Raw genomic sequence first — 20,403 nt, 5'->3', positions numbered from 1 at the left:
TCTATTTTGATTTTACAGGATGATTTATGTCGAAATTAAAATTGATATGAACCCGACGCTGACCTGCCGTCGCTTCGTCATCCGGCGACGATTAGGGCCTCGGCGGATTTTGCACAAGATCGCGCATTGGTGATGAGACTGGCGCCGATTAACGAGGAGGCGGATCTGGCTACCGCCCATTGACGGCCTGCCCGCCGCTCGTGATCGGCTTTTTCACTGCAGCGTCGGGTTCGCCGAAGGCCCTGCCGCCGGCAGCGTCAATGGCCGTCCCGCGTACCGGTGCGGGCATCGCCTCGATTCATCGCCGCCACGGCAGCACATTGTCGGGGAGCCAGCGCGCGCACGCGCTCGCCAGCCCGCAAATGGCGAAGACCATCACGGCGGAAAGCATCGCCACCGCGGCGGCGGCCGTTGAATTGCCCTCATACTGCAGCGCGAACACCATGACGCCGATGGTCTCGTTGCCCGACGACCACAACAGCGCCGACAGCGTCAGCTCGTTCAGCGCCGTCATGAGCACGAGGATCGCGCCGGCGATGGCGGCAGGAAGGACATGGGGGAGGAAAATCCACGCCAACCGCCTCCACAGGCCCGCTCCGACGATGCGGCCGGCCTCGTCAAGCGCGGGGTCCGCGGTCTGCGCCGCCGCTGTGACCGGCCGCAACACCAAGGGCAGGAACCGCGCGAGATAGGCGACGACCAGGATCGCCATGGTGCCGTAGAGCGATACGCCGATCAGCGGCAGCGGTTTGAGGAAGGCGAGGATCATTGCGAGCGCCACGACGGTACCGGGCACCACCCACGGCGCCTCCACCAGCACGTCGATCGCCCTGACGAGCCAGTTCGGACGCCGGACGACGAGATAGGCGAGGGGTACCGAGACGACCATCGAGATCAGTGCGCAGAGACCCGCCAGGAAAAGCGAATTGACGAAGGCCCGGCGAACTGCGTCGTTGCCGAGCACGCGGGCGAACTGGGCGAGGCTCACCGTGTCGAGGCCGAAGCGCACGCCGATGGCCGGAAGCAGCGCCGTCATCGTCAGCGCCAGCAACGGGGCGATCGCGATCAGCAGCACGAGCGCCCAGATCAGCACCTCGATCACCGGCGCGCGGCGCGTCGCCTCGAACGGCTTGCCGGCCGGCAGCGGCGCGGAAAGGCGGCGCATCGTGACATGGCGCAGCACGAGCGCTGCGGCGGCGATGGCGGTCATGAGGATCGCCAGCACCGCGACCTGTCCGGCCGCGGAAGCGCCGAAGCCGTTGAGCCGCTGGTAGATCAGAGTGGTCAGCACCGACACCCGGCCGGGAATGCCCAGCAGGGCGGGCACGCCGAAATTGCCGATCGCCGCCGTGAAGGCGAGCAGCGAGCCCGCCAGCACCGACGGCAGCGCGATCGGCAGGATGATGCCGGTGCCGATCCGGCGGTTGGGAATGCCGAGGATGCGCGCTGCCTCGACCAGGTCGGCCGGTACCGAGCGCAAGGCGGCGCGCGTCGCGATGAAGACCAGCGGCATGTGCTCCACGCCCATCACCAGCGCGATACCGCCGGCCGAATAGAGCGGATTGGCCGTGCCCGGCGCGGGCGCCAGCCCGAGCGGGCCGAGAACCGGCGAACCGGAGCCGAAAAGCTCGATCCACGCCAGCGCCATGGTCTGCGAGGGCACGATCAGCGGCGTCAGGATCAGGAACACCAGCACCGCCTGGGTGCGCAGCCTGAGCAGGCTGAGGGCGAGTGCGAGCGCGACCCCGAGGACCGCCGAAATCAGCGCGGAAAGGCCGGAGGTGATGAGCGAGTTCCACAAGGCGCGGCCGGTCGCCCGGTTCGCCAGCGTCTCGCGCATCACGCCGAGGAAAGCCCCGTCCTCGCCGGATTGCAGCCCGGCGGAAAACAGCCGTGCCAGCGGCCAGAACGTGGTGAAGAGCACATAGGCAAGGACGAGAGCGACCAGCAGCCGCTCGCCGGTCCAGAGACGGTTCGCCGGCGTGATGGGGACGCCTGGTGCCTCAGCCGCCATAGAGGTCGGCGAAGGTTTCCTTGTTCTTCTTGTCGTCGCGCAGCATCGCGTTGCTGTCCGCCGGCAAAACCTTGAGGGTACTCGGCTTGGGGTAGCCGGCCGGCGGCGCGACACCCTCGAGGACCGGGAAATAGCCCTGGCTGGCGGCCTGTTCCTGCGCGGTCCGGGAGAGTTGCCATTTCACGAAGGTCTTGGCGGCTTCGAGCGCGTCGGTGCCCTTCAGGATCGCCACCGGCTGGGTGATGGTGCTCACGCCTTCCTTGGGAAACACGAAATCGACCGGCGAGCCCTTCGCCTTGGCGTTCAGTGCCATGTATTCGATGATGATGCCGTAGGCCTTCTCGCCGCGGGCGACCGCCTCGATCACCGTGCCGTTGCCCTGGCCGGCGACGGCGCCGTTGTCGGCGAGCGTCTTGAAATAGGTCCAGCCGAACTCCGGCTGCTGGAGCATGGTACCGAGATGGATCACCGCCGCGCCCGAATAGAGCGGGCTCGGCATGATGAGGCGCTTGGCGACGTCCGGCACGAGCAGGTCGTTCCACGACCGGGGCGGCGTCTTCACCAGATTGGTGTTGTAGACGATGCCGGTGGTGATCAGCTTGGTGCCGAAATAGGTCTTGTCCTTGTCGATGACCTCCGGCGCGATGCCCTCCGTCGGCAGGTCGTTCAGCGCGTAGAGCCGGCCGTCATTCTTGAGCTGCGTCATGGCGACGGTATCGGCGATCAGCACCACGTCGGCGGGGCTCTTGCCGGCGACCTGCTCGGCCTGGAGCTTGGCCATCACCTCGGTCGTGCCGGAACGGAACAGCTCGACCTTGATATCCGGATAGTCCTTGTTGAATGCCGCGATCACGGCAGCCATCTGGTCCTGCGGCTGCGACGTGTAGACGGTGATCGTCTCGGCATTGGCGGCAAGGATGGCGCCTGCGAGAAACGCTGCGGAGAGAATGGCGCGACGAAACAACATGACCGCTGATCTCCTGCGTATGGACGCTCGGGGCGCCGTCGATAGTGGCGACGTGCGATGCATCGAGCACAGTTCTATTACGATGCGGTGACGCTTCCCGTCATGCGCATCTCAGGCGAATTCATATCCACCGACGAGGGAAGCCGAGGCTTGCCGCGGGATCACCCAGCCGCCGGATATCGTGATCTCGACATCGGCCCCTTGCGGCAGGCGCCCGGGCAGCGGCAGGCTGATCGTGTCGGTGTCGATGCCGAGCGGCATGAGCTGGCTCGCATAGCACCCGTTCTGGAAGATCTGGTTCACCACCTGGCAGCGCAGATGGCCGTCCTCCGCCACAGCCCTCAGGTCGGGGGCGTGCAGGCACAACCAGCCCGGCCCGACAGGCGCCTGGCCCGGCACCTTCAACTCCGCGCCGGCCAGGCCGATGGTGCAAAGCTCGGCTTCCGACGCCAGAACCTCGACGGGCAGCGTACGGCCCTTGCCGATGAACCGCGCCACCATTTCGGTCGCGGGGCGCAGGTAAAGTTCCTCCGGCGTGCCGACCTGCTCGAGCCCGCCGCGATTCATCACCGCCAAATGGGTGGCAACGGCCATCGCTTCTTCCTGGTCGTGGGTGACGAAAATGAAGGTCGCCCCGGTGACGGAGTGGATGCGGCGGAACTCGGCAAGCATCGCCTCGCGCAGATGCGCATCGAGATTGGCGAGCGGCTCGTCGAGCAGGATCAGCCGCGGACGCATGGCCAGCGAACGGGCGAGCGCCACCCGCTGGCGCTGTCCGCCGGAAAGCTCGTGCGGGCGACGGAGCTCGAAGCCGTTCAGGCCGACCACCTCCAGCACCTCCGCGATCCGACGCCGCCGTTCCTCCGGCGGGTGCTTCTGGGCCCGCAGCCCGAATTCGATATTGCCGCGCACCGTCATGTTCGGCCACAGCGCATAGGACTGGAACACCATGCCGAGCTTGCGGGCTTCCGGCGGCAGCATGCCACCGGGGCCGACGACGGCCATATCGTCGAAGAAAAGCTCGCCATGGTCGGGCTGCTCGAGCCCGGCAATGATGCGCAGCAGCGTGGTCTTGCCGCATCCGGAGGGGCCAAGCAGCGCCAGGAACGCTCCGTCGGGAATGGCAAAGCTCACCTGGTCGACGGCAGGAAGGCCATTGAAGGTCTTGGTCAGGTTCCTGGCTGTCAATCGCGGCACAAGGAGCGCCTCCAGCTGGCCGTGCGAGCAGATCCGGTGCGGATACGACAGATCGATGACCGATGGATGTCGGGAATTGCGCCCGATCAACGCACGGCAGTGATACGGCTAAATTGCGTTCGCCAGCAACGCTCCGGCCGTTGCGCCGAGCAGCAACAGGCCGTCATGGAACCCCAGATGGGCGCGGGCCGGGGTGGCCGCGCGGTGGAGCCAGGCCGTCGTCGCCGAGGTCGCCACCGACCAGCCCACGCCGACGGCGAGAAAGGCCGCGGTCAGCGGGACTATTCCGCTCGACGCGTGCGCCGCCACGGCGGCCGCGACCGCGATACCCGCACCCGCCAGGGCGAGGCGGACGACACCCAGGCGCTCGGCCAGCATGCCGGCCGCGAGCGCCGGCGCGTACATCGCGACGACATGCCAGGCGACGATGCCGCTGATGCTGCCGACCGCAACGCCGCAGGTCGCCAACCCCAGCGGCGCGGCGACCATGGAGGAGGCCATCGCCGCCCATGCGAGGGCGCCGATCAGGGTCGGAAGCGCGAGATCCCGCAGCCTCATGGCCGGCGCCGGCTCGGCGCTATCGTCGGTCACCACCGCGCTTGCGGCCGGCAGCAGCACGGCGGCGGCAAGCACGCCGAGCTGCGCGATTGTCGCGACCAGTGCGGTGCCGACCAGCGTATAGGGCAGGAACAGCTGCTCGGCGCCCTGGGCGAGGACGGGACCGAGAAGGCCGGCGATGGCGCCGGCCGCGAGCAGCCGGCCAATCGCCGCTGCCGAGCGGCCATGGGCGGCACCGAGAGCCGCGGCGTGGCGGTAGAACATGCCGAAGCCCTGCGCGGCGCCGAGCCACATCGCGCCGATGAGCAGCAGCGGAAAAACCTGCGCGAGGATGGCGTGCGCGATCGCCAGCCCGCCGGCGACGCCGAGCCCGGCCCCGATGGCGAAGGCGGCGCGGCGGCCGAAGGCGTCGAGCAGCAGGCTGGCCGGGAAGCTTGCGGCCGCGGCGCCGAGCAAGAACGCCGCCATCGGCCAGCCGGCGAGTGCGGCGCGCGGCGCGATCATGGCGCCGGCGAGCGGCAGCACGCCGAGGGTGAGCGCCTGCGCCAGCACCACGAGCGCGAAGCCTGCGAGCAGCGTGCCCTCGGGGAGCGCCTTGCGCAGCCGCAGCCCGCCGTCTTCGGGGCAGGCGCAGCCGAGATGCCCGGCACGGGCCGGTCCAGCGAAGGGAGGCATCACCGCCTCACATCATCGTCTTCGAGGACACGCACGGCGGCGCCCTCCATGTCGTCATACTGGCCGGTGCGCAGCGACCAGAGGAAGGCGACGAGACCGGTGAGGCCGAGCCCGAGCGCCATCGGCAGGAGATAGAGGATGACGTTCATGGTGCATCCTTTCCCGCATTCGCGCGCAGCGCGTTCAGCGTGACGATGGCGGACGAGCCGGACATGGCGAGCGCGGCGATCAGCGGCGTCACCAGCCCGGCGACGGCCAGCGGCACGGCAAACAGATTGTAGATGACGGCAATCAGCAGGTTCTGCCGCATCAACAGTCTCGCCCGCCGCGCAACGGCGACGGCGTCGGCGACCGGCGCCAGCCTGGCGCCCAGGAACACCGCATCGGCCTGCGCCTGGGTGACGTCCGCGGCGGTGATCGGCGACATCGAGACATAGGCGCTGGCGAGCGAGGGCGCGTCGTTCAACCCGTCGCCGACCATCAGCGCCTGGTGACCCGTGGCCCTCAGCATGTCGAGCACGGCGATCTTCTCGGCCGGCCGCGCGCCGCCGCGCCAGCTGCCGATGCCGAGCGCCGCGGCGACCGGGGCCACCGCTGCGTCGCGGTCGCCGGAGAGTATGGACAGGCCCGCGCCGGCGGCGCGCAGGCGCTCCACGGTTTCCGCCGCGTCGGGCCTGAGCTGCTGGCGCACCGCGAGAATGGCGCGCTCCTCGCCGAGGCGAACGGCGATCAGCGAGCCGTCGGCATCGGTGGCGAGATCGGCAGCGCCGCAGAAATCCGGGCTGCCGAGCCGCGCGGTGAGCGCACCGACCTGCGCCTCGATGCCGGCGCCGGGATATTCGCGCACGATCTCGTAGGGGCGGGCATCGGGCAACGCGGCGGCAATCGCCCGGGCGAGCGGATGGCGGCTGGACATTGCGAGCCGCGCGGCAATCTCCAGCAAATGCCCTGGCACGGCTTCAGCATTGCTCAAGCCGGGCTCCGGCAATGTCAGTGTTCCGGTCTTGTCGAGCACCACGGTGTCGACCTCGGCAAGGCGCTCCAGCGCGTCGCCCGAGTTCAGCAGGACGCCGCGCCGCATCAGCGCTCCGGCTGCCACCACCTGCACCGCCGGCACCGCGAGCGCCAGCGCGCAGGGGCAGGTGATGATGAGCACGGCGACGGCGATCAGCACCGCATCGTGCAGGGAAGCGCCGGCGATCAGCCAGCCGGCGAGCGACAGCGCGGCGGTGGCGTGCACCACCGGCGCATAGAGCCGGGCGGCGCGGTCGGCGAGGCGCACATAGCCGCTCTTCGCGCTCGCGGCGTTTTCCAGCAGGCGCTCGACTTCCTCGATGAAGGTGCCGGTGCCGGCGGCGGTGGTGCGGATGTGCAGCGTGCCGTCATGCACCAGGCTGCCGGCATGGATCGTGGCGCCCGCGGTGAAGGCGCGCGGCAGCGTCTCGCCGGTGACGAGGCTCTCATCCACCCCGGCGACGCCGGAGAGCACGATGCCGTCGACCGGCACGCGCTCGCCCGGGCGCACCAGCACGATATCGCCCGGCTTCACCGCCGCCGCCGGCATGGCGACGATGGCGCCGTCGGGCTCGACGCGATTGGCCAGCGCAGCCTTCAGTGCGGCGAGGTTGCCGGCTTCCGCGCGGGTGCGCCGGCGCATGGCGTGTTCGAGATAGCGGCCGGTGAGCAGGAAGAAGAGTAGCATGATAGCCGAGTCGAAATAGGCATGCTCGGCATGGTTCAGCGTCTCATAGACCGAGACGGCCAGCGCGAGGAGCACGCCGAGCGAGATCGGCACGTCCATGTTGAGCGCGCGCGCCTTGATGGCCCTGAGCGCGCTCTGGAAGAAGGGCTGGCCGGCATAGGCCGCGGCCGGCAGTGCGATCAGTGCGGAGAGCCAATGGAACAGGTCGCGCGTCTCGGGGGTGATGTCGGTGACATTGCCCGACCACACCGAGACCGAGAGCAGCATGATGTTCATCGCCGCGAAGCCGGCCACCGCGAGGCAGCGCAGCAGATGCCGGGCGCGGGCGGACTCGATCTCCTCGGCGCTGCCGGTCTCGAACGGATGGGCGCGATAGCCCGCAGTGGCGAGCGCGCCGAACACCGCGGGCGGGTTCGCCAGCGCCTCGGAGCGCCACACGATGGCCAGGCGATGGGAGGTGTAGTTCAGCCGCGCCTGCTCGACACCGGGAAGCACGGCCACCGCATCCTCGATCTCGTTGATGCAGGCGGCGCAGTCGATGCCCTCGACGGCGAAATCCATGCCGGTGCCTCCGCCGTCCATGCGACGCAGGCAGGCGGAATAGTCCGCCGCCACCTCGCGGACCGGCAGCGGCGGGCGGGAGCGGGGCGGTGCGATGGCGGTCAGCGCGGCCATGGGAACCTCACTTCAGCATGATCCGGTTGATGGAGCGGAACTGCCGCTCGCCGTCCTTGTAGAGCTCGACCACCAGGTCCCATTGGCCCGGCACCGCGTCCGGCGCGCCGCGCCAGGCACCCGCCGCCACTGCGCGCACCGGGATCTCCTCGTCGAGGCGGCTGTCATAGGGGTGGTGCAGCCGCGCGACGAGGTCGAGGCCGGCGAGGGGCGTGCCGTCCGGCCCGGCGGCGCGCACGTCGAGGTTGGCGGCGTCGAGATGGACGTCCACCTTCCAGTGCCGCGCCGCCTGCGCCGCCGCCTCCGCCTCGTCGCGCTTGAAGACGAGGCCGGCCTGATAGGCGCTGTCCGTCTCCACCCCGCCGAAGCTCGACAGCGCCGCACGCACGAGGATGCCGTTGGCGATGAAGATCACGCCGAAGAAGCCGACCAGGCAGGCCAGCACGAGGCGGCCAGTAATCGGGCGGCCGGAGACCGCGGGCGAAGTGGGCACGGGCATGGCGTTCCTCCTCAGGGTCCCTTGAAGTGGTCGGGCGCGGTGGCCACCACCTGGCTGTCGAGATCGGTGATGCGGAAGGTGGCGGTGAGCGAGGCCCCCATTGGCAGCGGCGCATGGGTGGAGACCAGCACGCGCGCCTCGAAGGTCTGGTCCGGGCCGACCGTGAGCACCGGCAAGGCCTCGGTAGCGCCGGCGGGCATGTGCGCCTCGCCCACCACTTCGAGCCTTGCTCCGGGCACGCCCTCCACCGCCACCGAGAAGCGGCGGGCGGCCAGCTCCTTGTTGACGATGCGGATGGTGTAGGCGTTGCGGATCGCCCCATCCGACAGCCGCACGAACAGCGGGTTGCGGTCATGGATGACGGCGAGCGTCTCATTGGCACGCGTTGCGAGGCTCACCAGCATGATGCCGCCGGTGACGAGGATGAGCGCGGCATAGAGCAGCGTGCGCGGGCGGGCCACGCGGCGCTGCTCGGGCTTGCCCTGCATGCGCGCCTGCACGTTCATGTCGGTGTCATAGGCAATGAGGCCGGTCGGCCGCATCAGCTTGGCCATCACCGTGTCGCAGGCATCGATGCACAGGCCGCACTGGATGCAGCCGAGCTGCGCGCCCTCGCGTATGTCGACCCCGGTGGGGCAGGCGGCGACGCACTGCTTGCAATCGACGCAATCACCGGCCGGCAGGCCTTCCAGCTTGAGGGCCTGCGTCTTCTTGAAGGAGCCGCGCGGCTCGCCGCGATCATAGCGATAGGTGACGTTTAGGGCGTATTCGTCGGTGAGCGCGGCCTGGATGCGCGGCCACGGGCACATATAGGTGCAGACCTGCTCGCGCATGTGGCCGGCGAGCACGTAGGTGGTGGCGGTGAGGATGCCGATCCACAGATAGGCGACGCCGGGCGCGGTGCCGGTGAGCAGTTGCATGGCCAGCGTCGGCGCATCGGCGAAATAGAGCACCCAGGCGCCGCCGGTCCACCACGCCACCATCAGCCAGAGCACGTGCTTGGCCGCGGCCTCGAAGGCGCGCTGCAACTTCGAGGCGTGCTTCAGCTTCTCACGCCGCTCGCGCGGATCGCCCTCCACCATGCGCTCGATGGACTGGAACAGATCGGTCCACACCGTCTGCGGGCACAGATACCCGCACCACACCCGCCCGGCGACCGCGTTCATGAAGAACAGCACCAAAGCGGCGAGGATCAAGAGGCCGGTGAGGTAGTAGAATTCCTGCGGCCAGATCTCGATGAAGAAGAAATAGAACCGGCTGTTCGGGAAATCGACCAGCACCGCCTGCGAGGGCGCATTCGGCCCGCGGTCCCAGCGCACGAACGGCAGGAAATAATAGATGCCGAGCGTGACCGCGAGGATCACCCACTTGATGGTCCGAAACCGCCCGCGCACCGCGATCGGATAGATGCGCCGGCGCGCCTCATAGAGCGGCAGGTCGTCCTCGTCCGCGATGTCGGGTGCGGGCGCGACGGTCCTGGGTGGCGGCTTGTCGGCGGTGGCGAGATTCATAAAGGCGGCTCCGGCTATTGCGGAGACACCATGGAAAGGAGCGGAGCGCGTTGATCTGGAGCAATGACGGGGGAGGGCAATCGGTGTCGATTTGCACTGACGGAGCGCTAGGTGCCTCTCCTTCGATCAGCGCGTCAATCTCTCGCAACGAATCCAATCTCGGTAATGGTCCGCTGCGCCACAAGCGGTCATCGGATCCCAGCTTGTGAGCAGACGTGCTCGACGCGATTGTGCTGGCTGAACGTAGAGATTACTCCCTTGCCGAGGAACGTCGAGGGAAGCTGGGACGTCCCCTCGGAATGCGCACGAAGCCAATGTTCCTCACCGAAATGGGCGGGGCCACCTGAACTAGATATCTCTCCAGCTCCTCACGTTGTGGGTCACGTACCGATCGTAGGGTGTCGGTTGGCGACGATCCGCTTCGCGTAATACGAAATTTAGGACGGTAAAGTAGAAGCTGGTGATGGCACCCCCGCTATCATCCTCGGAGCGCGCCTTTCGGTAGTTGAAGTTCACAACACCGCGTCCTAAGATATACAAGGCGTCGATCAGATGCTCAGAGCCGACTTCATTGTCGAACCGCTTGACCTCGTTCTGGGGCCATCTCGGGGCAGTCAAATCAGTGTCGAACGCAAAGACACAGTGCATATACCGCGCCCGCTTCTTGCCATCGTCAAACTTTCCTACATCGCGGGCGCCCAATTCGCGATTGTATGGCCTCAGTTGCCGAAGCTTTCGGGCCGCGCCCGCGCATTTTCTGAGTTCAGACGACGTCAGCTTGGATTTGATCTCCACGCTGGCCAAGAGTGCCTCTGCCGCGAGGATGGACTGATTCCCACTGTTAAAAGGAAAGTCGGCGTATCGGTCGTAAATAAGAATATCAAGTTGCGGCGCCGTCTCACCGTTCAGATCGACGACTTCGCCCGTGGTGACCCCGAACCGGTCGGGGAGGCGCTCCCGCATAAACTTTGTCAGGCTCTGTTCCCGCTCACTACCTTTGACGACCGAATGGGTGATGCCCGCAGAGGATTTTAGATCGGCGCCGAAGTGTTCAATTGCCGCGGCGAATCGTGCGTTTAGATACGGGGAGCGAGGCAGCGGCATTGGGATTCTGAACCTCCACTATGGCAACCGCCCATTGGACATTGTTCGCTGCAATAAGCTAGACTTTGATCGACGAGTTGCGCTCAACGAGGCGACTCCCAGACGGCCCTCCAAATGCTCGGGCCGTGACGGTCGAGTGACCTACCTCGGCAGGGGCTTGCCCCCGCCGAGGTGGCTGGGTCCTCAATCATCGAGCCCCCAGGCCTTGCGGGCATGCAATGAAGCGCCTGTCACAGCAGGACCTGATCAACACCGTCCGCACTGCGCCGCCAAGAGCCGACCTTCGCGTCAGCACCAAGGACAGACATCGGGTCGTCAGCGGACATTCGGCTTCGCACGTCATGCTGGCCGTTAGAATGCAATCCTGACAATTTGAAAGCGGGTTGCTGACGTGACCGAAAGGACACATATCGAGTGAACACACGGCCCTCAACGAGGGCTTGCGACCGTCAGCTCATACTCATACCTTCGCGGACCTTCGCATGAGAGCGCTTAATGGCCATATCCTACATTCCAACCGTCAGCCGACAACCGACCAGCAGCATCGCGGCGCAAGTAATCAAGAAAATCCGCGATGGTGAGGTTTATTCGGTCGACGACCAGATCATTCTCTATGCGGGATGGCCTAAGGTCAAAGATTACGATGGCCGCACACACAGCGCCGATCTAACGATTTTTAGCAATGTTCATGGCGTCAAGCTGGTCAAAATTTCGCTCTCCGACAATGCCAAGGACGTGCGCCGAGACGCTCTAAGTATTTTACAAGCAGCCGCGTCAACTGAATCGCTGATGGGCAAGAGCCTTCAGCTGAAAAAGCGCCGACGTCTCATCTTCGACGTCGTTCCGGTGGTCTATGCTCCCAACCTGAGCGAGGACGATCTGAGCGAAGATGAGGTGGAACTTGTTCATAACGAGGGCGAACTCGTTCGCCTTCTTAAGGAAGAAAGTGGCCCCCTAACTGCCGAGCAGCACGCAGAGGTGCAGGCCATCATCGAAGGCTCCAAAGCGCTCGGGCAGTTGTCGGAAATTGAGGATGACGATGAACTCCATCCGGTGGCACGCGCGTTTCACGACCTCGAAGCCGTAATCTACAATTTCGATGCGACGCAACGATCAGTCGCGCTGACTGCCATTCGTGGTCCCCAGCGGATCAGAGGTCTTGCCGGGACAGGCAAGACGGTAATCCTGGCCATGAAGGCGGCATTAGCCCACATTGAAAATCCCGATGCCAAGATACTCATCACCTATTACACCCGTAGCCTACGCGACATCATCGAACGCTTGATAACGCGTTTTCATCGCCATTTCGCGGAGGTCGATCCGAATTGGGAGAACGTACATGTGCGGCACGGATGGGGCCGCGCAAACGTGCCGGGCGTTTATCGCGACGCAAGCATTCGTGAGGGTTTGGCGCCACGGACTTTCAGCGATGTTCGCGGTGTGGCAGACCCATTCGGGACAGTATGCCGCGAACTTGTCAAAGCTGGCGCCCTCACCCCTTACTATGATGTCATACTGGTTGATGAAGGCCAGGACTTCCCGGATAGCTTTTATCAGATGTGCTTTTTCCTTGCGAAAGGAGGGCGAGATGAAAAGCAGATCATCTGGGCCTACGACGAGCTTCAGAACGTGTTTGACGTTAAAGTACGCGAACCAGACCAGCTTTTTGGCAGCGATCGCGACGGACAACCAAGAATCTCGCTCACCCGGAGCCTCCCGGCAGGCACTGACACGAATGACTTTGTCCTTCAGCGCGCTTATCGCAATCAAAGGGACGTTCTAGTGCTGGCCCATGCGATAGGCTTCGGCGTCTATCGGAAGACGGTTCAGATGCTCGAAAATGCCAAGCACTGGGAAGATGTAGGCTACGACGTTGTGGACGGCGACTTCACCGTCGGCAGCGAATGTACCGTCGAAAGGCCGACTATAAACAGCCCGAGTACACTGGAAACCCCTCATGACGTGAAGCTGGTGGAAATTGTCGCCGCGGATGACATCGACGAAGAGGTCGCTCTTGCTGCGGCGGAAGTCCGTTCCTTCGTCGGTAAAGGCCTGAAGGCGGACGACATTCTCATTGTGTGCCTAGACGACAAATCAGCCAGGACATATTTCGCGAAGCTTTCCAAATCCCTGATCGAAGCGGAAATATCCTGCAACAACATTATAAATGACCCCTACAGCGAGCCAGCTTTTCGAATTGAGGGCAAAGTCACCTTGAGCACGGTCTACCGGGCAAAGGGAAACGAGGCGGCGGTAGTCATTGTGCTGGGCGCAGACGCCGCGGTTCTCGAGACCAGAACCGGCCGCAACAAGCTATTTGTCGCGTTCACCCGCACCAAAGGGTGGCTTCGGATTTTCGGTTATCGCAGCAAGACGTTCTCGAATCTTGCCCAAGAGGTAGCCACGGCGCTCGCCCGGAGTCCGAGGATTCATTTCACCATGCCGGACATGACGAGTCTTAATACCATCCAACGCGGCCTCGAAGAAAAGCATGCCCGCATCATCGAAGCAAAGCGCCGAGTGGAGCGCATGAAACAAGAACTAAAGCTGTCGGACGAGGACATGGCCCGATTAATCGAGGAAGAGTGAATGGAAATCGGCGAGTTCAACGCCAGCATTCGATCCGCGATAAACTTCTTCGTTGAGCAAGATTTATGGCGCTCGACCGTCTATGAGATTTCATTGCCTCGGTCGATGGAATTCAATAAGCTTAATCTCACCACCAAGGATTATACCGCAGTCTATGACCGCGGACTTTCGCTATCTCACTATAATCTTCTGCTTACCGACTTTTCCTACTTCCAGTTCTCCCACATGAGCCCGTCCGAATATGCACTAGCCTACTATCCAAACCCGAGGTTAAGCGGCTCCCCAGAAGCGATCGAATTCTATCGAGATCTCGAAAAGGAACGTGACGAAGGACTTCTGAGCGATGAGGAATTTTCCGAACTCCTCACCGAAATCCCCTCGAAAATCTTCATTCCGCGGGTTCGTTTCGAGTACAGCGGGTCACAATATCGGAATGTTCAGCATCCGGGCGCCCACTTCCATATTGGCATGTCAGGCGAAGACCGTTGGCCATCTGCCCGCAAGCTTTCGCCCAAGAGCTTCGGTTTATTAATGGCAAAATTCTACTTTCCCAGTACCTGGTGGCAGCACTCACGGTTTTCGCGGCCGGACGATGAGCAACACTTACATCTAGCCGATTGCCTGGACAATAAACTCCTGTCATCGATTAGGCTGGACGGCGTATCGCAATTCTTCTCGGACGACGAAAAGATGGGATTTCACTTCGCTGCCCTTCAGGGTCCGCCAGCCTGATCGCTTCCGTTGTGGTCTCAATTGAGCCGGCAAGCACTTGGTGGGATCGTCGGGTTGAGCGCATCTAGGGGCAGTCAGAACCGGAAACCTCCAACCAACCACGCGAAGGGCCACTGCATTGATGCGTCATCGGTTCTGCAAAATTGCGGATCGCGAGGCATCACAAATCGCACGCCGGCGATCAACTGACGGGGCACCAGAACCCATGCCCGTCACGCAATTCCCCGGTGCCCACTCGAAGAAGATCGGTTTCCTCTCCTTCGGCCATTGGTCGCCCTCCACCCATTCGCAGACCCGCTCGGCCACCGCCACGCTGCTGCAGTCCATCGAACTTGCCGTCGCCGCCTAAGAGCTGAGGGCGGACGGGGCGTATTTCCGTGTCCACCATTTCGCGCACTAGCTCGCCTCGCCCTTTCTGCTGCTCGCGGCGGTTGGTGCGAAGGCCAGCCGGATTGAGATCGGCGCTGCAGTCATCGACATGCGCTACGTGAACCCGATGTACATGGTCGAGGACGCCGGCGCGGCGGACCTTATCGCTGGCAGGCGCCTGCAACTTGACGTCAGTGGTGCGGGCTGGAGATACCGGCCGGTCTTTAGATCATATCGCTGGGGCAATGCGTCGAGGCAGCCGCATCGCAATTCCCTTCGCGAGCCAAATGCCGCGGTGCAGCAAGTTGATAGCCGCGCGGCGCCCGTGCAACACCCCTCCCGGAAGATGGGGGTGACTACTCAGGTACGGTTGACGGAGCGCCTTCAATGAATTGATCCTCATCTGGCTAACCATTTGGGGGAATGATTATGCGGAAGACTTATGAGACGCCGAAGCTGATCAGGGCTCAGATCTTGTCGATTGTTACGGCCGGAGCCAATTTCTCCGGCAAGAAGGGCAAGATCGACTAAGCCGCGCCTACAGTTCATGTTGGTGAATCGGCTCGACTTGTCGGGCCGGTTCATCCATTGCGCCGCCTGCGGCCCCCGAGGGAGCCGATGGCAGCGGAGACTTGATGCTCATGCCAGCTATTGATTCGTCCGCCGTGTTCACGCTCCGGGACCACGCTTCCATGCAGTCGGTCGGCGATGGGGCGGTGGTGCTGCTCACCGACACCGGCCAGCTCTACACTTGCAACGAGACGACCGAGGCGTTCCTGTCGAAGCTCGACGGGCAGCGCACCTTCTCGGAGGTGATCGAACTGCTCGGCGTCGAGTTCGAAGCCGATTCGGCGACGCTCTCGGATGATTTCGGCGGGCTGGCGAGCCAGCTGCTGGACGAGCAGATCATCCGGCGGGTCAACTGAGCAGGACCATGCCGCTGTCGCTGGCCACAAGGGTGAGGTTTCGCGCCGAGCTCTGGCTCGCGGCGCGGCTCCTGCCGTTCCAGCTCGCCGGCAAGTCGTTCGAGGATGTGCTGGCGGTGGTTCCGAGCCGGCCGAACCGGCTCTATAGCGGCCTGCCGGCGCACTATATCAGCCGGGCGGTGCGCAAGGCGACGCGCAATCCCATCCTGATGCGCGACCGCAAGTGCCTGCGGCAGGGCCTGCTGGCCTTCGGCTACATGGCGCAGGCCGGGCTGAAGCCCGAGCTGCGGTTCGGCATCAAGCCCGATTCGCTGAACGCTCCGGCGCTCGCCGCGCATTGCTGGGTATGCATCGACAATGTGCCGGTGCTGAGTGACAAGGATCCGGACATGGTGACCATCCACGTCCATCGCGTGTGACCGCGGTGCAGATGGAACAGGTGATTCGCCAATATGTGCTGGGCGGCCATGTGCTGCAGATCGAGGCCGACAGCGAGGCCGCGATCGGGCATCTGGAGGCCTTCGTCGGGGCGCTGCGCGCCCGGCAGCAGGGAACGCCGGACTTCCGCATCCGCGTGAGCCGCGGCCCACTCCATGCCGCCCGCTCCGCCGACCAGCTCGTCTATGCGGGCCCGGTGCTCGACGATGGCGATTACACGCTGTTCAAGGGCGAGGACGATCTGCTCCTGCTTGCCGACGATGTCTCGCTGCACATCCAGCCCTCCGGCCGCGTGGCCGACCTCACGACGCTGGATGGCGCGGAGATCCGGGCCGCCGGGACCGCCGGCATGCTGGCGCTTGAGGCCGCGATCGATTCGTTCGGCCAGGCCAGCGTGCATGCCGCGGGGCTCACGCTGCCGGGCACCGATGATCTCGTGCTGCTCTATGCGGCGAGCGGCACCGGCAAGACCACCACGGCACTGAACCTCGCCCGTGCCGGCTTCGGCCTCTGCTCGGATGATGCCATGGTGCTGGCGCCCACCGAGGCGGGCATGTCGGCGTGGGGCATACCGCGCTATCTCAAGGTGCATGCCAACACCGCGCGCATGCTGCCGTGGCTGGCCCCTTCGCTCACCGGGCAATGGGACAGCGAGAACGAGCAGGAAGTGCCGCTCCACACGCTGGCCACGCTCGTCCGGATCGAGGATGCGCGCCCGCGCGCCGTGGTCGGGGTGTTCATGCTCTCGCGCACCGACCAGCCGGGCGGCGTCGCCCGCCTGAACAAGGCCGAGGCGCTGGCGGCGCTGGCGGCCGACAATGTGCGGGGCAGCCGGACCGGCGTGCTGGAGCACCAGGCGAGGCGCTGGACCCAGCTGGCGCGGCTGATCGCCTCCTCGCCGGTGTTCGAGCTGCGCATCGGCGCGGACCAGGAGAATGTGCCCGCGCGGATCCTCGCGGCGGTGTCGGGTTCAATCGACTGACGCCCGGTCCGTCCGAACGAAAGCGGTCCTAGGACTGCGCGCCGGGCCCCAGCATCTGCAGCCAGCGGAAGCCGTGGCGGCGCAGATGGGAGGCCCGGCTGGTCTTCGGCATGGCATCCAGCACGGAATCTTCGTTCATCAGCCGCTGGCCCAGCCTCGCCCTCGGGCCCTCGGGGAAATGATGGGCGAGCGCCTCGATCCCGGCATCTTGGAACAGCCGGGAGGTCACGCTGAGCGCGGTGCGGACCTCGAGCGCGGCGCCGAGCCTTTCGGCCGCGCGGACCATTTCCCTGGGATCGCTGATCCGGCGCGCCGCCTGGGCGATATCCACGGCGAACAGCAGCCGGTGGAATTTGTGCCCGCCCAGCGCATGCACCACCGCGATCAGCAGCATCGCGACCGCGGATTGCTCATCGCCCGGGCTGGCCGCCTTCAACTCGGCATAGCCGAAGGACAGCCGGCGCCGCAGGGCAGGGTAATGCACCATGTTGCCCTGCACTTCGACCATGATGGAGTCGTTGCCGCGCAGGTACCATTTATACTCCTGGTACCGCTCCGAATTGTCCCAGGCCTTGGCGTCGCGCTCGAAGCCGCAGGCTTCCACCACGCCGCCGATGCGCAGGAGATCATTCACGTCGGCGAGTATGTCGATGTCGGTGAAAGGCCGGTCCGACGGGTGCTCGTAGAGGTGATCGGCGAACACCGGCCCCTTCACGATCTCGGCCGGAATGCCCTGTTCGCGCAGCAATTTCGAGATGCGGGCGGCATGGTGCCGGAGCAGCATGGATTGGCCGACGCCGAGCGTATGCTCCTCCTCGATGCGTGCCAGCCGCTTCCTGAAGCCCTCGCTCGACGCGGCCGCCCGGGACGGGCCGCGCAGCTTTCGCCAGACGATGGCGAGCACGCCATGATCCTGCGCAGCATCGAGGATGCGCTCGAACATCGGCTCCGGCCAGTCGAGCGTCTCCGGCGGCGGGTTCCGCGGGTCTGCGTGGAAGCAGAGCAGCCGCTTCTCGTCGGGCGCGAGGGAACTCCGCTGCCTGGTCATGGGCCATCCGCCTGCTTGAGGATGTCGGCCACGCTGGCAACGCCGGTGACGGCGATGATCTCGTCGCTCGTCAGGTTTCGCCCGACGCGCGCTTCGATCGCCAGCACGATGGAGATGTGGGCGATGCTGTCCCAGCCCTCCAGCGTGCCGATGGCGGCATCGTCGGCGACGGCAGCAGCGGGTTGATTGACGCAGCCTGCGATCAGGCCCTTGGCCTCGGCCAGATGCGAATTAACCATTGCCCGGCGACTTCCGCGCTTGCCACTCGTGGCGAAACATCTCGAAGATCATCGTGTCGTAAATGGTGCCGGTGGTCGGATCGAACTTGGTGCGTTGCATGGTACCGACGTGCTTGAAGCCAAGCTTCTGGTAGTTGAATATCGAGGGGAAATTCCGGGAATTGACGAAGCCGGAGAATTTTTCGACGTCACTGTGCTCGATCACGTGGTCGAAGACCTTCTGCCGGATCTCCAATACAGCGCCCTTGCCCCACCAGGCGCGGTCCTGGATCACGATGGTGAGGTAGGCGGTCTTGTAGGGCTTGATCTCGATGAAGTGCAGGCCGATCGGCTGCTCCGCCCCGATCGGATAAATGGCGTGCGCGAACTTGTTCTTCCGGTTCTCGCGCGGCATGTGCCGGTACCACTGGAGACGGCCGCGCCCTTCGCCCGAGCCGGAATACTCGCGCATCACTTCGGGATCCTGGTTCCACGGATAGCTGATGCGGAATGTCTCCAGCCGTCCGATGGGCTTGAGCAGGAATCGCTCGGTTTGGATCGGCGTGCCGATGGCAGGATGAGCTGATTTCGCCATCAGCGCACCACGGAGCCGAGCGCGCGCTCGCGCACTGCGATGCGGGAAACCTTGCCGCGATCGTTCCGCGGCAGGCTGTCGAAAAAGAACAGCCGTGCCGGGACCGCATCGCGCCGGCATCGCTCGCGGCACCAGGCGCGCAAGTCATCCTCGGTGAGGCCGGGCTCGCGCGCCACGACCGCCGCGGCAACGACTTCACCGGCGACGGCATCCGGCATGCCGAACGCGCAGGCCTCCACGACCAAGGGATGATGCTCCAGCAGCATGTCGATCTCTTCCGCCAATATCTTCGCGCCCGCTCGATTGATTTCGCTTTTCGACCTGCCGACGAGGGTAAGGTTGCCGTCCGCGGCGAGCTGGCCAATGTCGCCGGTCTTCAGCCATCCATCGACGAAGGTGGCCGCCGTCTCCTGTGGAAGGCCGAAATAGCGGCTCATCATCGAGGGGCTGCGCACCAGCACCTCTCCCGACCCCGACGGGCTGATCGCCCCGGAACCATCCAGCACCGCGAAGGCGCCGCCCCATGGGCGCCCGACAAAGCCATCGCCGCCATTGTCCTCGATCGATGCTCCGGCAATCCAGTTCGCGGCCTCGCTCATGCCGTACATGTTGAACACCCGGCGCGTGCCGCACCAATCGGCGATCTGTCCCCACAGCACCGCCGACAGCGGCGCCGATCCCACATGCACGCGGGCGAACGAACGAGCGGGCCGTTGCGCGACCCGCAGCGCGATTCGCCAGAATGCTGGCACCGAGCTCATGAACGACATCTGAGCGTTGTCGACCAGGGCGGGGAATTCCTTCATCTCCGCCACGGACGGGCCGGGCCACAGATGGACAGTGCCGCCCGCGGCGAGCGCGGTCAGCGTGTTGCCGATCAGGCCGTGCCCGAAATGGATCGGAAGCACCAGCAGGGTGTTGGCGAGGTCGTCGGGGCCTATCGCCTGGAGATTGGCTTCGATGCGGCTGTTGAGACTGTGGCAACTATGGACAACCCCCTTGGGTCGTCCGGTCGTGCCCGAGGTCAGCAGCACCAGGGCGTCGCCCTCATCCGATGTCGTGCTTCCCTTTTCCGGTCTTGTGCTTCCGATCTCCCTGCGATCTTCGCCGCGCCACAGCAAGGCACCGACCGACTCGGCCACGAGGGATTGTTCGGAGGCGGTGAGGTTCGGCTCGACGGCCACGGCCATGGCGCCGAGCGACCACAGGGCGAAGAGATCGACGATATAGTCCACCGCGCTCGCCTGTCCCACGACGACGCTGCTACCCGCCTCGACGCCCGCCTCGCGCAGCGACTGCGCGCGCCGGCGCACTTCCCCCAGCAATTCGTCGCGGGAGAGCGACGTACCTTGCCGTACATCGACAAGTGTTGCCGCGCTCGGGAAGGTATTCAGGTCATGGAGTGAAACCGATGGCATGCGAATCTTGGCACTTCATGCTCGTCTGAAAGGGCCGACCACCGGAAAACTGGCATTTGCGGTGGAGGGATGTCTATCTCCGTTGTCACGTCGATCACATACAAGGCTACCGGCGAGCGTGTTATTTTCGTCACATGACGCACCTTTCCCGCGCGTCATCAAGGCGTTCGGGTCGTCACACATTGA

18 protein-coding genes and 1 pseudogene are annotated in these 20,403 nt (G+C 64.9%); 6 read left to right on the top strand and 13 right to left on the bottom strand.

Annotated elements, in window-relative coordinates:
* Positions 1 to 298: 298 nt before the first annotated feature.
* From G3545_RS11895 to G3545_RS11855, 9 genes are all read right to left on the bottom strand, one after another.
* On the bottom strand, positions 299 to 2,014 hold the full coding sequence (locus G3545_RS11895) for an iron ABC transporter permease (protein WP_170012805.1): 1,716 nt from the start codon (positions 2,012 to 2,014) through the stop codon (positions 299 to 301).
* Positions 2,004 to 2,981, bottom strand: a complete 978-nt coding sequence (locus tag G3545_RS11890) for an ABC transporter substrate-binding protein (protein WP_246702791.1) — start codon at positions 2,979 to 2,981, stop codon at positions 2,004 to 2,006. Before G3545_RS11890 ends, G3545_RS11895 begins: the two co-directional genes overlap by 11 nt.
* A 111-nt stretch (positions 2,982 to 3,092) precedes the next feature.
* A complete protein-coding gene (locus G3545_RS11885) occupies positions 3,093 to 4,178 on the bottom strand; it encodes an ABC transporter ATP-binding protein (RefSeq protein WP_170012803.1) in 1,086 nt (361 codons plus the stop codon).
* A 108-nt stretch (positions 4,179 to 4,286) separates the two neighbouring features.
* A complete protein-coding gene (locus G3545_RS11880; RefSeq protein ID WP_170012801.1) occupies positions 4,287 to 5,411 on the bottom strand; it encodes a hypothetical protein in 1,125 nt (374 codons plus the stop codon).
* Entirely contained in the window at positions 5,411 to 5,560 is a 150-nt protein-coding gene (gene ccoS / locus G3545_RS11875) for a cbb3-type cytochrome oxidase assembly protein CcoS (protein WP_170012799.1), read from the bottom strand. The genes G3545_RS11880 and ccoS overlap by 1 nt, the downstream gene beginning before the upstream one ends.
* Positions 5,557 to 7,695, bottom strand: a complete 2,139-nt coding sequence (locus G3545_RS11870) for a heavy metal translocating P-type ATPase (RefSeq protein ID WP_246702883.1) — start codon at positions 7,693 to 7,695, stop codon at positions 5,557 to 5,559. Before G3545_RS11870 ends, ccoS begins: the two co-directional genes overlap by 4 nt.
* 100 nt (positions 7,696 to 7,795) lie before the next feature.
* Entirely contained in the window at positions 7,796 to 8,287 is a 492-nt protein-coding gene (locus tag G3545_RS11865) for a FixH family protein (RefSeq protein ID WP_170012795.1), read from the bottom strand.
* 11 nt (positions 8,288 to 8,298) lie between these two features.
* Positions 8,299 to 9,798, bottom strand: coding sequence for a cytochrome c oxidase accessory protein CcoG (gene ccoG / locus G3545_RS11860; RefSeq protein WP_170012793.1), 1,500 nt, complete (start codon positions 9,796 to 9,798; stop codon positions 8,299 to 8,301).
* A 348-nt stretch (positions 9,799 to 10,146) separates the two neighbouring features.
* The gene (locus G3545_RS11855; RefSeq protein ID WP_170012791.1) at positions 10,147 to 10,902 is read right to left on the bottom strand and encodes a DUF6602 domain-containing protein; all 756 of its coding nucleotides are present in this window, start codon (positions 10,900 to 10,902) and stop codon (positions 10,147 to 10,149) included.
* 495 nt (positions 10,903 to 11,397) lie between these two features.
* Here G3545_RS11855 and G3545_RS11850 point away from each other — a divergent pair, with 495 nt between their 5' ends.
* The 6 genes and pseudogenes from G3545_RS11850 (at position 11,398) to G3545_RS11825 (ending at position 16,938) form a co-directional block, all read left to right on the top strand.
* Entirely contained in the window at positions 11,398 to 13,491 is a 2,094-nt protein-coding gene (locus G3545_RS11850; protein ID WP_170012789.1) for an ATP-binding domain-containing protein, read from the top strand.
* Entirely contained in the window at positions 13,492 to 14,223 is a 732-nt protein-coding gene (locus G3545_RS11845) for a DUF2290 domain-containing protein (RefSeq protein ID WP_170012787.1), read from the top strand.
* Positions 14,224 to 14,428: 205 nt separating this feature from the next.
* Positions 14,429 to 14,788 (top strand): annotated as a pseudogene (locus G3545_RS11840) (LLM class flavin-dependent oxidoreductase); the annotation flags it as partial.
* A 445-nt stretch (positions 14,789 to 15,233) separates the two neighbouring features.
* Complete coding sequence (locus tag G3545_RS11835; RefSeq protein WP_170012785.1) at positions 15,234 to 15,518, top strand: PqqD family protein; 285 nt, start codon at positions 15,234 to 15,236, stop codon at positions 15,516 to 15,518.
* Positions 15,519 to 15,526: 8 nt separating this feature from the next.
* Positions 15,527 to 15,937: a lasso peptide biosynthesis B2 protein gene (locus tag G3545_RS11830; RefSeq protein WP_170012783.1), complete on the top strand. Its 411-nt coding sequence runs from the start codon at positions 15,527 to 15,529 to the stop codon at positions 15,935 to 15,937.
* A gap of 11 nt (positions 15,938 to 15,948) precedes the next feature.
* Entirely contained in the window at positions 15,949 to 16,938 is a 990-nt protein-coding gene (locus G3545_RS11825) for a hypothetical protein (protein ID WP_170012781.1), read from the top strand.
* A 28-nt stretch (positions 16,939 to 16,966) separates the two neighbouring features.
* Here the strand turns inward: G3545_RS11825 and G3545_RS11820 are convergent, their stop codons facing one another.
* Genes G3545_RS11820 through G3545_RS11805 form a run of 4 tightly spaced genes read right to left on the bottom strand, consistent with a single transcriptional unit; the run spans position 16,967 to position 20,217 of the window.
* Complete coding sequence (locus G3545_RS11820) at positions 16,967 to 17,986, bottom strand: nucleotidyltransferase family protein (RefSeq protein WP_170012779.1); 1,020 nt, start codon at positions 17,984 to 17,986, stop codon at positions 16,967 to 16,969.
* Entirely contained in the window at positions 17,983 to 18,225 is a 243-nt protein-coding gene (locus tag G3545_RS11815) for a hypothetical protein (protein WP_170012777.1), read from the bottom strand. Before G3545_RS11815 ends, G3545_RS11820 begins: the two co-directional genes overlap by 4 nt.
* Positions 18,218 to 18,799 carry a GNAT family protein gene (locus G3545_RS11810; protein ID WP_170012775.1) on the bottom strand — a complete coding sequence of 194 codons (582 nt, stop codon included), beginning with the start codon at positions 18,797 to 18,799 and terminating at the stop codon, positions 18,218 to 18,220. Before G3545_RS11810 ends, G3545_RS11815 begins: the two co-directional genes overlap by 8 nt.
* Positions 18,799 to 20,217, bottom strand: a complete 1,419-nt coding sequence (locus tag G3545_RS11805; protein WP_170012773.1) for a class I adenylate-forming enzyme family protein — start codon at positions 20,215 to 20,217, stop codon at positions 18,799 to 18,801. Before G3545_RS11805 ends, G3545_RS11810 begins: the two co-directional genes overlap by 1 nt.
* Between the last annotated feature and the right edge of the window lie 186 nt (positions 20,218 to 20,403).

Source organism: Starkeya sp. ORNL1 (assembly GCF_012971745.1).
Classification (GTDB): Bacteria; Pseudomonadota; Alphaproteobacteria; order Rhizobiales; family Xanthobacteraceae; genus Ancylobacter.
This window is presented reverse-complemented; position numbering and strand designations above follow the sequence as displayed.

Excerpts from the sequence above, each read along its gene's own strand:
- G3545_RS11895 (WP_170012805.1), bottom strand. The coding sequence starts at position 2,014 with ATGGCGGCTGAGGCACCAGGCGTCCCCATCACGCCGGCGAACCGTCTC.
- G3545_RS11890 (WP_246702791.1), bottom strand. The coding sequence starts at position 2,981 with ATGTTGTTTCGTCGCGCCATTCTCTCCGCAGCGTTTCTCGCAGGCGCC.
- G3545_RS11880 (WP_170012801.1), bottom strand. The coding sequence starts at position 5,411 with ATGCCTCCCTTCGCTGGACCGGCCCGTGCCGGGCATCTCGGCTGCGCC.
- ccoS (WP_170012799.1), bottom strand. The coding sequence starts at position 5,560 with ATGAACGTCATCCTCTATCTCCTGCCGATGGCGCTCGGGCTCGGCCTC.
- G3545_RS11870 (WP_246702883.1), bottom strand. The coding sequence starts at position 7,695 with ATGGACGGCGGAGGCACCGGCATGGATTTCGCCGTCGAGGGCATCGAC.
- G3545_RS11865 (WP_170012795.1), bottom strand. The coding sequence starts at position 8,287 with ATGCCCGTGCCCACTTCGCCCGCGGTCTCCGGCCGCCCGATTACTGGC.
- ccoG (WP_170012793.1), bottom strand. The coding sequence starts at position 9,798 with ATGAATCTCGCCACCGCCGACAAGCCGCCACCCAGGACCGTCGCGCCC.
- G3545_RS11855 (WP_170012791.1), bottom strand. The coding sequence starts at position 10,902 with ATGCCGCTGCCTCGCTCCCCGTATCTAAACGCACGATTCGCCGCGGCA.
- G3545_RS11850 (WP_170012789.1), top strand. The coding sequence starts at position 11,398 with ATGGCCATATCCTACATTCCAACCGTCAGCCGACAACCGACCAGCAGC.
- G3545_RS11845 (WP_170012787.1), top strand. The coding sequence starts at position 13,492 with ATGGAAATCGGCGAGTTCAACGCCAGCATTCGATCCGCGATAAACTTC.
- G3545_RS11835 (WP_170012785.1), top strand. The coding sequence starts at position 15,234 with ATGCCAGCTATTGATTCGTCCGCCGTGTTCACGCTCCGGGACCACGCT.
- G3545_RS11830 (WP_170012783.1), top strand. The coding sequence starts at position 15,527 with ATGCCGCTGTCGCTGGCCACAAGGGTGAGGTTTCGCGCCGAGCTCTGG.
- G3545_RS11825 (WP_170012781.1), top strand. The coding sequence starts at position 15,949 with ATGGAACAGGTGATTCGCCAATATGTGCTGGGCGGCCATGTGCTGCAG.
- G3545_RS11820 (WP_170012779.1), bottom strand. The coding sequence starts at position 17,986 with ATGACCAGGCAGCGGAGTTCCCTCGCGCCCGACGAGAAGCGGCTGCTC.
- G3545_RS11815 (WP_170012777.1), bottom strand. The coding sequence starts at position 18,225 with ATGGTTAATTCGCATCTGGCCGAGGCCAAGGGCCTGATCGCAGGCTGC.
- G3545_RS11810 (WP_170012775.1), bottom strand. The coding sequence starts at position 18,799 with ATGGCGAAATCAGCTCATCCTGCCATCGGCACGCCGATCCAAACCGAG.
- G3545_RS11805 (WP_170012773.1), bottom strand. The coding sequence starts at position 20,217 with ATGCCATCGGTTTCACTCCATGACCTGAATACCTTCCCGAGCGCGGCA.